We start from the raw sequence: 12,635 nt of genomic DNA, 5'->3' as shown, positions 1-12,635 counted from the left end.
CAGTTCCCGATGAGGAGCTGCAAGACATTGTCGCCGAGCTTAATGATCGACCCCGAAAATGCCTCAACTACGCCACCCCGAAAGAAGTCTTTACTCAATGCTTACAAACCGCAAGTGTTGCATTGACAATGCGAATGTAGGCGAGCAAACGAACGAACCAGGATTTGCTATACTACTTTTAATGGCATTACGGACTGCAAACTATCAGTCGATTGGACTTTTAATTGGACTCGCCACAATAGGTGTGATAATTATTGTGGGCACAGTTCTTTTTCGCGGGCGTTCTAATCAAAAACAAGAGTTACCCACAAAGCCTTTTGCCGAAAAGGAATCAGGGCTTGTTTTTGATGCGCCGACCACGTGGTCAGTTGGTAGTAGCGAGTCGAGCACGCTCCGGGTTCAAGGCGCTCGCATCAGTAAGATTCAGAATCAAAAAAGCACTTGCTTTAACTTAAGCGAGAGCGCTTCCAAAATTTTATCTACAAACCTAGGTAAAAAAAGCGACCAAGTGATTAAAGATTGGAAAACTGAATTTCCGGGGCTGATTGCGATTAAACTTCAAACTAGCCCACGAGCTGTGCCTTATGTTTTTGGCATTGATACTTGCAGTAGTTCTTTGAATCGCCGCCCAATTACCTTTCGCGGCCAAGCCTATAAAAACAACGTTGAGGTCCGCTTTTCTCAAGAACTTTCATTAGATACGAACTTGAGCCAGAGCGATTTGGATACACTGGCACGCGACCTTGCCAAGGGATCAGCTACGACGCATCAAGAGCAGTTTGATGAATTTGTGTCGGCGTTGAATTCACTTCGCTAACGCCAATGGGCGTAACATGAGTTTGTTCATAGAGCGTAGTGGCATAGTTGAGAGTTGTCGACATTACTTTATGGCGAAGTTCGGGTATTTGAATTTTTTTTAGCGCATACATGCCGCCCAGGGTTGACACACCCGCTAGAATAACTTGTTTCTCCCGTGTAATCAGCAAATCGACACTTAACTCCGAAGCTCCATGCCCGCGCTGGTCTATTAGTTCTACGAACGTGCGGGATATATTTATTATCTGGTAACGAACTGCTTCCATTTGACTCTTTAGAGAACGCGAAAGAAAAGGCAGATAACGTTCAAGCAGGCCAACTGTTGCCAATTGATCAGTATGATTTGAAGGCTGGCTAACGCGTAAAATCGAGAAATTTTCCTTCCAACGGCCACTTCGATCGCGTTGCCAAAAACTCCTTATTCCAATGATACAATTCTCAACTCTGAATAACTTTGGCAGATGCTGAATAATCGCATCGCCGAAATGAACGTGCAATGAATCGCGCAGTTGCACCACCGAATTAAAATCTTCATCAATAATACTATTCTTATACTCATAACGAACGTGAAATGTATCCTCAAATCGAGTGATTTCAGCGGCACCTTGCCGAAGCGCAAACCGTGGTCTCACTAGATAGTGCGAATCAAGTTTCATTGTTTCGGTAAGAGACAAATCACCTCGCAATAAAATTGAATCGGGTATTCTGCCGATCAGTGTTGGATGACTCAAACCAATTTGAATTAAACGCCAATAGTCAAAAACTATTTCTTCCACTTCGGGTTGATTGATAAATTGAGTGCCAACCTCGTCGCGCAACCAGAGAAAGACTTTTTTATCTGCAGGCGTAAAAGTATTTGAGCGCAGATAACCAATCTGGGGCGTGGGAACGAAAGCCCTTTTCCAAGTGCCATTTTTTCTCTTCCACCCCCAGATCACACGTCGCTGACGCAAGACATCGCGTGGCGAGAAAACATACGCTTCCCAGCCACACTGCATTGCGTGTTCAACTAAATCCCGAAAATAAGTGGTCAGAATGCCGAACGGTGCGCCGCTTTCGACACTGCCACGCAAAGACGCAACAATCCCAAAACTTGGTTGCTCACTCATAGATGTCTATACTACACCTGTCATGAACCAAGGAACAAGCTTTGAGCTTATAGCGCCCTACCGACCAGCCGGCGATCAACCGACTGCCATTGGTAAACTAGTGCGTGGCCTCCAAGGACACGCTCGTCATCAAACCCTACTTGGTGTCACAGGTTCCGGCAAAACCTTTACGATTGCGAATGTGCTTGCCCGTGTTAATCGCCCCGCTTTAGTGCTGGCTCACAACAAAACTCTAGCCGCTCAACTCACCCAAGAATTCCGAACGTTTTTTCCAAATAACGCTGTCGAATATTTCGTTTCCTATTACGACTACTACCAACCCGAAGCTTATGTGCCGTCCTCGGATACCTACATCGAAAAGGAAGCGGAAATCAACGACGAAATCGATCGCTTGCGCCATGCCGCCACAACCGCTTTACTTTCCAGACGAGATGTAATTATCGTTGCTTCAGTTTCAGCAATCTACGGTTTGGGTTCGCCACAAGACTATGAGGCGGTTATCTTGCCGATTCGAGTGGGCGACCAACTACATCGCGAGGATTTGATCCAAAAATTAGTTTCTATGTATTTCACGCGAGATGAAACTTTTTTGCGCGGCACATTTTCCGCTCGCGGTTCAATCATTGACATTATTCCAGCTTCAGAAGAACGAATCTACCGCATTCAATTGGAAGGCAATCGCGTTATTAGTTTAAGCTCACTTGATTTAATAAGTCGGACTGTTTTAAACAATCCGAGCGAGTTCACAATTTTCCCCGCTAAACATTTTGTTGTCTCACCCAAAATTCTGAAACAGGCCTTAATAAGTATTCAGGTTGAACTCGAAGCCCAAGTGGCAACTCTTAAAATGCGCGGCAAAGAAATTGAAGCCGATCGACTTAACCGCCGAACGCGCCACGATCTCGCGCTCATGCGTGAATTGGGTTATTGCAACGGGATTGAGAATTATTCCCGTCATCTGACAAATCGCAAGGCCGGTGAGTCACCGAGCACACTGTTGGATTATTTCCCTAAAAATTTCATCACAATTATCGATGAGTCTCACGTGACGATTCCTCAAATTGGAGGCATGTATGCTGGCGACCGCGCCCGCAAAGAGACACTGATCGAGTACGGTTTTCGCCTCCCCTCGGCACTCGATAACCGCCCACTGAATTTTACTGAATTTGAGGTGCGAACGTCCAAACGGATTTATGTTTCAGCTACACCCGGACCCTATGAACGAGCGCACTCAAGCCAGATTGTCGAACAAGTCATTCGACCAACCGGCCTCGTTGATCCGCAGACCAATGTTCGCCCAATTCTTGGCCAAGTCGACGACGCAATTGAAGAAATCACCAAAGAAGTCGGAGCCGGCAATCGAATTTTGGTTACCACGCTCACTAAAAAAATGGCTGAAGATTTAGCTGAATTTTTCAAAAACAAGAGGGTCAAAGCCCAGTATTTGCATTCGGAAGTTAGCACACTCGATCGCATTCGAACACTGGACGAGCTACGTAAAGGCAAAATTGATGTCATTGTGGGAGTTAATTTACTGCGCGAGGGACTCGATCTTCCTGAAGTGACGCTGGTTCTGATTCTTGATGCCGATAAGGAAGGGTTTCTGCGCTCCGAAACCTCACTTATTCAAACTATTGGACGCGCCGCTCGCAATGTGCGCGGGCGAGTGATTTTGTATGCCGACAATATGACCGGCTCAATGAAGCGCGCCCTGACGGAAACCGATCGGCGCAGGCAAAAACAACTGACCTATAATCAAAAACATGGCATTACGCCCGAATCAATAAGAAAACAAGTGATGAGTATCCTGCCAGAAGAAGAAGTTTTACCAGCACAGGAGTTGTTGCAGATCATCAACCCAGACGATTTACCTCGCCTCATTCAAGAACGTGAGCGGATGATGAAGAAGTTGGCTAAGGATCTCAAATTTGAAGAGGCGGCTTTAGCGCGCGACGAGGTGATTCAACTTCGCAAATTAGCTCGAACCTTCCATGGAGGTAAAAAATGATCGTTCGGTTTCTGTTTGGTTTCTGCTATATTTAGTGAATGCACGATTTTATTCAAATTCGCGGGGCGCGCGAACATAATCTCAAAAACATTGATCTTGATTTGCCCAAAAATTCTTTAATCGTTATTACTGGACTCTCTGGATCAGGCAAGTCTTCATTGGCATTCGATACGATTTATGCCGAAGGCCAACGTCGTTATATTGAATCCCTATCTGCCTATGCGAGACAATTTTTAGGACAGAGCAACAAACCAGACGTCGATTCAATTGAGGGTCTCTCGCCCGCAATTTCGATCGATCAAAAATCCGCAAGTCACAATCCGCGTTCCACCGTTGGCACGGTGACTGAAATTCACGACTATCTGCGTTTATTGTACGCAAAAATTGGCCTGGCGCATTGTCAGAACGACGGAGCCTCGATTACTCGGGCAAGTATCGACGAAGTGATCGATCGCGTGATCGAACAAATTCCAGAGGAAACGGAGCTTGCGCTTTATGCCCCAATAGTTCGAGAGCGCAAGGGTGAATATCATGAACTTCTCAATAATCTGGCCAAAGAGGGATTTTCCGAGGTGATTATTGATGGAAAAACTTTGGAACTAAATCAAACTCTGCCTGTTTTAAATCGTTACTCGCGTCATACACTTGAAGTTTTGATCGATCGTTTTATTTTAAACGATCGTGAAATGAATAGATTTTCAGAAGGTATTGAACAAGCGGCTGGTCGAGCCGAGGGAAGTGTGATTATCCGTTCAAACAAAAATGAAATACGCATGAACTTATCTTTACTCTGCACTGTCTGTGGCACAAGCTTCCCCAAACTCGAACCGCGCTCATTTTCATTTAATTCACCTTTCGGCGCTTGTAATAATTGTGATGGTTTAGGTGTTCAGCGCAAAATTGATCCTTCACTCGTTTTGCCCGATGAGACTAAAAACATTGCCGAGGGTGCGATCCTGCCTTGGACTTATTCGTCAAAAAATTGGTACGGCTTTACCTTGCGCGCTGTTACGGAATACTACGGCATCGACATGAATGCGCCGATTAAAACCCTCAAAGAGTCTGAAAGGGAGCTGTTACTTACTGGCCCCGAAGCGCCGGTGCGGATTCCAGCTACGTACTACACGCAGGGCAAGCGCAATGTTTTTCATCTTCGCTTTGAAGGCATCATTCCGCTCCTTGAACGACGCTGGCGCGAGACTGAATCGGAAAGTGTCCGCCAAGATTTAGTTAAGTACATGACCGAATCACTTTGCCCCACTTGCACGGGCGCGCGCCTCAAAAAGGTGAGTCTGCTCGTTACGGTTGGAGGAAAAAACATTGCCGAAATTAGCGCCTTACCCGTTGATGAAGCGTGGGCATTCTTTCAAACTCTTACCTTGTCGAAACGAGATACGCTGATTGCAAATCGGATTCTCAAAGAAATTGTTAATCGTTTAAGGTTCTTAGCAAACGTCGGACTTGGCTATCTCACTCTTAATCGCTCGGCTGTAACTTTAGCGGGCGGCGAGGCGCAAAGAATTCGATTGGCAAGTCAGGTGGGTAGCCATCTCACGGGCGTACTCTATGTGCTCGATGAACCTTCGATTGGATTGCATGCGCGCGATAACCGAAAACTAATCGCAATTCTCAAAAAACTTCGCGATCTAGGCAATACCGTTATTGTTGTAGAGCATGATGAGGAAACAATTCAAACAGCGGATTACGTTGTGGATATTGGCCCGCACGCGGGCAAACGCGGAGGGCAAGTTATTGCTCAAGGTGCGCCCAACGATGTCATGCAGAATCCGCGCTCACTGACTGGCCAATATTTAGCTGGCGCCAAACAAGTGCTTATTCCAAACAAGAGGCGCACAAGTAAATATTGGCTTTCAATTTTTGGAGCAACCGAAAATAATCTTAAACGCGTCAATGCCCACCTTCCGCTCGGAACTTTTACATGCATAACCGGCGTCTCCGGCTCGGGAAAATCTACACTTCTCACGGACGTGATTTATAATGCCCTAGCGCGCAAGTTAAACCGAGCGCTGGTTAAGCCAGGCGCATATGAGCGCCTTGAGGGATTTGAAAATCTTAAACGAGCAATTCTAATCAGTCAGGCGCCGATTGGTCGCACACCGCGCTCCAACCCAGCAACTTACACCGGTGTTTTTACACATATTCGCGAACTTTTTGCCGCCACGTCCGGGGCGCGAACGCGCGGTTACACCGCGGGACGTTTTTCATTTAATATCGCGGGTGGAAGGTGTGAAAATTGCGCTGGCGATGGAGCAATAAAAATTGAGATGCAATTTTTACCCGATGTATATGTTCCATGTGATGTATGTTTAGGTAAACGTTATAATCGCGATACTCTAAACATTCAATTTGCCGGCAAAAATATTGCCGAGATTCTTGAACTAACAGTTGATGAGGCGCTTGACTTTTTCGCCGATTTCCCAGCAATTGCAGATAAATTGAAGGTTTTAGTCAATGTTGGTCTGGGTTACATTGAGCTTGGTCAGTCGGCAACAACGCTGTCTGGAGGCGAGGCGCAAAGGATTAAGCTCGCCAGCGAACTCGCTCGGCGCGGGCACGGTGATACGTTCTATGTGCTTGACGAACCAACAACTGGGTTGCATACCGATGACATTGTAAAATTACTTGAAGTTCTTAATCAATTAGTCGATCAAGGGAATACGGTCGTGGTTATTGAGCATAATCTTGATGTCATCAAGTGCGCCGACTGGGTGATTGATTTGGGTCCGGAAGGGGGTGAAGCGGGCGGTCGGGTGATTGCTTGTGGAGCGCCAGAGAAAATCGCTGTGGCGCAAAATTCTTACACAGGACAATTTTTAAAACGGATTCTTCATAAAAAGATTAAAGCTACTGCGAGCGTCAGAGAGACAAGCTTCAAACACGATGTGGCCTCATTCCCCCATTCTTCCCGCGCGATGATATCAGCAGAAAATACATGAAACGAACTTATAAAACTACTCAACTCGAACAGCTCCCTCGAAACCCCGGCGTTTATTACTACCACGATCGTGAAGAGAATATTTTATACATTGGCAAGGCCACCTCATTAAGGGCGCGCATCCGCTCCTATTGGCAGAGACCGCTCGATAGACGTCTCTCGCAGATGTTGCCCCAAATTGCCTCAATTAAAATTCAAACAACTGACACGGCGCTTGAGGCATTGATTTTGGAAGCAAATCAAATCGGCAAGCATCGGCCAAAATTTAACGTTCGTGGAAAAGATAACAAAACTTTTGCTCAAATTGCTCTCACAAGCGAGTTATATCCACGCTTATTGATTAGCCGTCCCACGCAAAAATTATCTGCCCCGATTAATCGAACTTTCGGACCGTATGTTTCCTCACAGTCGGCACAAAAAGCTCTAAAAACTCTGCGTTCTATTTTCAAATTTGAGTGTCGAGGCAAAGTTAATTCAGGTCGTCCCTGCCTTTACTATCACCTCAAACTCTGCCCGGGAATCTGTGTCGGCCAGATTACGCCGCGCGCGCATCGAAAAATTATCCGACGCGTGGTTCAGTTTTTAGAAGGCAAGAAAACACGTTTAATCAACACTTTACAGCGCGCAATGATATACGCCTCAAAAACCCGCCGCTATGAAGACGCTGCGCGCCTGCGAGATGAGTTATTTGCTCTGACTCATATTCGCGACACCGCTTTCATGACCGATGATGCCACCAGTTTATTGGAAACATCTTTACCGGCTCGCCTGGAAGCCTACGACATTTCAAATCTTGGTCGCGAACATGGAGTAGGTAGTTTGATTGTTTTAGAACATGGCCGCCCTAATCCGAGCGAGTATCGTCGCTTCCAAATAAAACACGTTCGTGAACAAAACGATTTGGCTATGCTTCGCGAACTACTCATGCGCCGTTTTAAACATTTCGACTGGACTCTGCCTGATTTGATTTTGGTTGATGGTGGACAATCGCAACTCAAAATTGCTGAATCAGTCGTCAGAAAATTCGGTTTAAATATCCCTGTCGCTAGCATTATTAAGGGCCCATCCCGTAAACTTGCTCGTCTCGTTTTTTCTGAACAAGCGCGAGCCTTGCTTAATCGTGAACGTCTAACGACTCAACTTTTTGAGCCTATTACTCGTCTTGCTCGCGACGAGGCGCATCGTTTTGCCATTCAATATCATCGCAAACTTCGCGCTCGTTCTATTCTGCCGCTGGATGGTTCGAAATGTCCTGGCGAATAATATGTTTTTCAGTTGGTTTGAATTCTAATCTCTTGCCGAGCATCAGGCGGGTCTGCGCCTCAATGGCTGGCAACGATGAAAAGAGAACATTAGAAATTGGGAGGAGGAATGGCGCCGTCAGCCACTCAAAGACAAGATTCCATGTGGTTCGCTTTAAACGTTTTTTAGGAATCGGCGGTAAAAGTAAAGTTGAGATCGTTAAAGTTACGATCATGCCAGAAAGCGCCAAAGCTAAAATTCTCCCATAGAGCGGCGGAAATGTATAGGCCAAAACGGCATTTTGGAATTCCGGATTCGCCAAACGCGGCAACCAGCTAAAAAATGCCAAGATGATCGACGTGCTTGCCCAAGAAAAGTGTCCCTCTACTAGCCGTCCAACTTGAATCCATTTATTTAGGAAAGGAATTTTTTTGTCTTGCCACGCGTGAATGAGAACAAAGGGAATATCTGAACATCCCCAAGCCCAGCGGCGTTTTTGAATATACTGCTCACGAAATGTCGCCCAATATCCGCGCGGCGACAAGACTGCGTCTTGATATACCGGAACATTAAGCGGAATTACTTCGTGGCGACCATGAAAACGAAAATAAGTTCGCCAAAACTGATGGCCGTCTTCGACAATTGTAGTCGTTGACCAAAAATCAGTTGCCACTAAAGCCTCAAAACTTTGCGCATGGGCAGAGAAATTACGCAATCGATATGGACGAGTAGATTCAATAATCTGCCAAAAACTGCTACCCAGAGCAATTGAGCGAATCGGTAGGGGTACCTCCCAAATGTTATTAAAAAACATTGGAATCGGCTGGAATGATGCATATTTAGGCGCTGGGTGAGCAAGATAAGCACAAGCTAAGGCCGAAAAATACTTACGATGAACTCGATTATCCGAATCAAGCGTGGTGCAGATCACTTGATTATAAGGAATCTTTTTTCGATCAAGATATTTTTTTGCCTGTCGCCCTGCCCAGGTTAAATTGCCACCTTTGCCAACGACTTCGCCAGGAAGATTTTTAGGGTGAATACTTGTTATAAAAGCGCCAAAAATCTTGCCAAATTCAGCTTGCGCAAGCGAACAAAGTCTCGCGCTATTGTCTGCAAATCTTTCTTCAGTGGCTAAAACAACAAGCAATTGCTTCTTGGGGAAATCACTCGCTTGAATTGCTTCAAGGGTCGAGCGAACAATAGGATACCTTTCTTTGGATGTGGCGATAATGACAAGCTGATAAATCTGCTTAATCGCGCTATTCGTATAACGGTCGTGAAGTATCTGTAACCAGTCACGCCTAATATCATGCCTATATCGAATATAGCCAACAATCAGACGCGCCGACATTAAAAATGACCGTGTCAACCAATGGAGAGAGTAAAGAATTAAAATGCTCGAAATCAAGACTGGCGCTGTGAATGAGAGCACAAGGATTCCCCCAAAAACACTCCACAGTAAGAGGCCGGGTAGACACTCTAACCACCGGGATGGGCGCGAACTCATAGTACACCCCGATCAGCCATAAACAATAAGATAAGCAAAAGAATTTCTGCGAACACAGCGAATCCGCCAAAAATATAGCCTAGAAAAAGCTCCTTTTTGACAAAAAACAATGTTAGAATGGCATTCACAAACAAGATGCCACCACCTACGATTAAGGCGATCGGATTAAATGGTAGATTTGTCGACCAAAACCACCAAGCCGTTCCATAGAGTAGGCCACCAAAAATAAAAATCGCTAAAACCCATCTCATACTTCCTCACTCTGGAGCCGCCTCCGGGACTTGAACCCGGGACCTTTGCTTTACGAAAGCACTGCTCTGCCACTGAGCTAAGGCGGCTAACGGCGCAAGTTTACCACTACTTGATCGCCCGTCACAATGCCATGCGTATCAAGCCAGCCGGCTGGAGCCTCCAAAATTTCAGTGACGACTCCAGGCGCCTGGTAAAGCTTGGCTCCGCTATCGGGTGTCATATTTTTTTCAAATCCAATCACCTTGCCGTCGTTAATCCAGATTAGATCAATTGGAACAAGCATGTTCTTCATCCAAAAAGTTGGGGTTTTGCCTGAAGCATAAATAAAAAGCATCCCTCGATCGTCTAAGTTCGAGCGACCGCCCAGACCTCGTGCTTGTTCTTCAACTGTTCGAGCGAGATCAATGCTAATCTCCGCATCTCTGACTTGAACCGTGCTAGCAGTCGGCGAGGCACAACCAGTTAGTAGAAAAGACAAACTTGCCAAAAAAATAATTTTCATTTTTCAGCAAGAATACGCTTGGTTTCAACCTTATACGCCTCAACCCCAGGCTGATCAAAAGGATTGACGCCTAAAATCGAACCTAAAAACATCGTTTCGAGCATCTTGAACTGTAAAAATGAGCCAATCGTTTCGGCTGAAATTTGCGGCAGAGACAAAATTGCATACTGCCGTTTCTTTTCGGTATACGCGCGCACGACACCACTGAATATCGCCTCCGTAATTGCCTGAAAACTTTTATTCTCTATGCTTTCTACGAGCGTAGAAAAAATGTTTTCTTCAGGAACTGTGCGTCCGTTCGTCCGCATTATTTTTACGAACGTGGTAATTTTGTCGTCTGGACCATCCATGTAGAGCTGAAACATCGAATGAAGTTCGCGTGAACCAATCGCCACCGTAGGCGTAATGCCAAGCTGGTTTTTCCCTAGCGATTCAGCCATGATCTGTCGACACCACAGGCCGATTGATTCAAGTTCGGGTGCGAAAATAAATGTGACATGAATATTTTTGCCCGTTTTATAGTGCTTCGCGATTTGAACTGCGCTTAAAGCGGCAATGCTTTTTTTTATTCCTCCCGTTAAGGTTTGATCTCGCACGGCCCTCGCGCCTTTCACTAAGGTTTGAATATCAAAACCGAGCACAGCCAACGGGAAAAGTCCGACGGGTGAGAAAATCGAATACCGACCGCCAATTTTTGGTGGTACAAGAATACGTGTAAAACCATGTTCATCCCCCCACACATCTAACTTTGAGTCTTCATTCGTGATGAGCGGCATATGTTGAGCCGGGTCAATGCCAGTGGATTGAAAAAGAGCCTGCAATGTGGCGGCCGCGGCAATGGTTTCTGTTGTGCCGCCCGATTGAGTTGCAATAATAACAGTCAACTTTTGCCGGTCCTTGAGCGTTTTTTCAGCGATTTTTAAAATTGAGTCGAGGCGTACCGAATCAACTGTGTCGGCATAAAAAATTCTGGGAGTGTGATTAAGATTGTGATAAATACCCGTCAGCGCTTCTTGCACCGCCCTCGCTCCAAGCCCGGGCCCACCCATGCCGACTAAAATGACAACCTTCGCATCCTGATACGGTTTAGCGAGTTGGGCAATTCGTTCGAGCATTGCCTGATCATCTAAAAGATTCAAACTTGCACGATCATCGACATACCCCCCGGTCGCCATCACCTGCTGAATCTTCTTAAATTCAACTTGTAGCTGATCCAAAAACGGCGTTACTGACAAATCTTTTTCACTAGTTTCAAATTGAAGCATACTACCTCCTAACTGAAACGTGTCAATGTGTCGATTAGTTTGATTCTGGAGTATCTTTACGACTTCACTCGAATTTACTTTATCAAAAATTCCTGAACAAAGGAAGCCGCCCCGCCGCTCGCTAACGCTCGCTGCCAAGCAAAAAATTTCCTCCCCACACCCCTCCATTTTTTGCTTGCTCGCTGAAATGCGGCGACAAACGAAACCCTTGACTTTTTATATAAAGGGACTGTCGCCGAATGAACCTGAAGGGTTCTTTTTTAGTCTGCTCTGGATGAATGAGCTTCGTTGTTTGAGGGTCTAGTTTTCTTCTTTCTCCGCTCCTGTCAATTAGGTAAAATACAGGAGTAAGAGCAGTCGTAAAGGAGGGTAAGATGTATAACTTCGTTAAGTCGCCAGTCACCTTGTTTAATACCAATGACGCCGAACTCTTAGAAAAGTCAGTTCGCAAAGATCATCCATTTCGGATCATGAACGATTTAGTCGACTTCGATCGTTCCGCTCGGACCTACCGGCGCCTCTACAGTCAAATTGGCGCGAAGGGCATCCCCATTGCACAGGCAATGAGACTGCTCATTATCCAGTGGCTCGAAGACTACTCCGACCGCGAGATGGAACGAGCGGCGCAGGAGAATCTGGCCATTAAATGGTTCTGTGGTTTTGCCTTGGGCGACCCGACTCCGGATCATAGCTTCTTCGGCAAGTTTCGCGCTCGACTGGGAACGGCGCAGTTGGGTGAAATCTTTCAACAACTCAATGACTACTTCCGCTCGGTCGGCCTAATTGGAGATACCTTTAACTTTGTCGATGCCACCGGGATTGTGACTAAAACCGCTCTCTGGGAAGAACGAGACCGAGCGCTGGCGAGGGGCGAGATTGGTTTAACTAAGCGGAATGTGTGTCCTGTCCCCGGTATATTGCGCACTAGAGCAAGAGAGTTTTTTCTCTTAAACTCAACTAAGCAATAATCGGAGG

General features: G+C 46.0%; 10 protein-coding genes and 1 tRNA gene. 5 read left to right on the top strand and 6 right to left on the bottom strand.

The window, feature by feature from the left end; genetic code table 11:
• Positions 1–181: 181 nt before the first annotated feature.
• The gene (locus HYW32_04500) at positions 182–817 is read left to right on the top strand and encodes a hypothetical protein (GenBank protein MBI2590245.1); all 636 of its coding nucleotides are present in this window, start codon (positions 182–184) and stop codon (positions 815–817) included.
• On the opposite strand, the gene HYW32_04495 is transcribed toward HYW32_04500, so the two are convergent.
• Positions 759–1,925, bottom strand: coding sequence for a hypothetical protein (locus HYW32_04495; GenBank protein MBI2590244.1), 1,167 nt, complete (start codon positions 1,923–1,925; stop codon positions 759–761). The genes HYW32_04500 and HYW32_04495 overlap by 59 nt on opposite strands.
• A gap of 22 nt (positions 1,926–1,947) precedes the next feature.
• Between HYW32_04495 and uvrB the strand changes: the two genes are divergently transcribed.
• From uvrB to HYW32_04480, 3 genes are read left to right on the top strand one after another with little or no spacing between them, the layout of a single operon-like run.
• Positions 1,948–3,933 carry an excinuclease ABC subunit UvrB gene (uvrB, locus tag HYW32_04490; GenBank protein ID MBI2590243.1) on the top strand — a complete coding sequence of 662 codons (1,986 nt, stop codon included), beginning with the start codon at positions 1,948–1,950 and terminating at the stop codon, positions 3,931–3,933.
• Positions 3,934–3,971: 38 nt separating this feature from the next.
• Positions 3,972–6,890 carry an excinuclease ABC subunit UvrA gene (uvrA, locus tag HYW32_04485; protein MBI2590242.1) on the top strand — a complete coding sequence of 973 codons (2,919 nt, stop codon included), beginning with the start codon at positions 3,972–3,974 and terminating at the stop codon, positions 6,888–6,890.
• Entirely contained in the window at positions 6,887–8,152 is a 1,266-nt protein-coding gene (locus HYW32_04480; protein MBI2590241.1) for a UvrB/UvrC motif-containing protein, read from the top strand. Before uvrA ends, HYW32_04480 begins: the two co-directional genes overlap by 4 nt.
• Here HYW32_04480 and HYW32_04475 read toward each other — a convergent pair.
• The 5 genes from HYW32_04475 to HYW32_04455 all read right to left on the bottom strand — a co-directional run bounded on the left by HYW32_04475 (position 8,112) and on the right by HYW32_04455 (position 11,660).
• Positions 8,112–9,566, bottom strand: a complete 1,455-nt coding sequence (locus HYW32_04475; GenBank protein MBI2590240.1) for a glycosyltransferase family 2 protein — start codon at positions 9,564–9,566, stop codon at positions 8,112–8,114. The two genes, HYW32_04480 and HYW32_04475, sit on opposite strands and share 41 nt — an antisense overlap.
• A gap of 71 nt (positions 9,567–9,637) precedes the next feature.
• Positions 9,638–9,892 (bottom strand): hypothetical protein, encoded by a 255-nt coding sequence (locus HYW32_04470; GenBank protein ID MBI2590239.1) that lies wholly within the window; start codon positions 9,890–9,892, stop codon positions 9,638–9,640.
• 12 nt (positions 9,893–9,904) lie between these two features.
• Positions 9,905–9,979, bottom strand: a tRNA-Thr gene (locus HYW32_04465).
• The gene (locus HYW32_04460; protein MBI2590238.1) at positions 9,979–10,395 is read right to left on the bottom strand and encodes a DUF192 domain-containing protein; all 417 of its coding nucleotides are present in this window, start codon (positions 10,393–10,395) and stop codon (positions 9,979–9,981) included. The genes HYW32_04465 and HYW32_04460 overlap by 1 nt, the downstream gene beginning before the upstream one ends.
• On the bottom strand, positions 10,392–11,660 hold the full coding sequence (locus tag HYW32_04455; GenBank protein MBI2590237.1) for a hypothetical protein: 1,269 nt from the start codon (positions 11,658–11,660) through the stop codon (positions 10,392–10,394). The genes HYW32_04460 and HYW32_04455 overlap by 4 nt, the downstream gene beginning before the upstream one ends.
• 374 nt (positions 11,661–12,034) lie before the next feature.
• Here HYW32_04455 and HYW32_04450 point away from each other — a divergent pair, with 374 nt between their 5' ends.
• Entirely contained in the window at positions 12,035–12,628 is a 594-nt protein-coding gene (locus HYW32_04450; protein MBI2590236.1) for a transposase, read from the top strand.
• Positions 12,629–12,635 lie beyond the last annotated feature (7 nt).

The sequence above is a fragment of the Candidatus Berkelbacteria bacterium genome (genome assembly GCA_016187225.1).
Taxonomy (GTDB): domain Bacteria; phylum Patescibacteriota; class UBA1384; order JACPKC01; family JACPKC01; genus JACPKC01.
The sequence above is the reverse complement of the archived record's forward strand: the minus strand, read 5'-3'. Positions and strand labels throughout refer to the sequence as shown.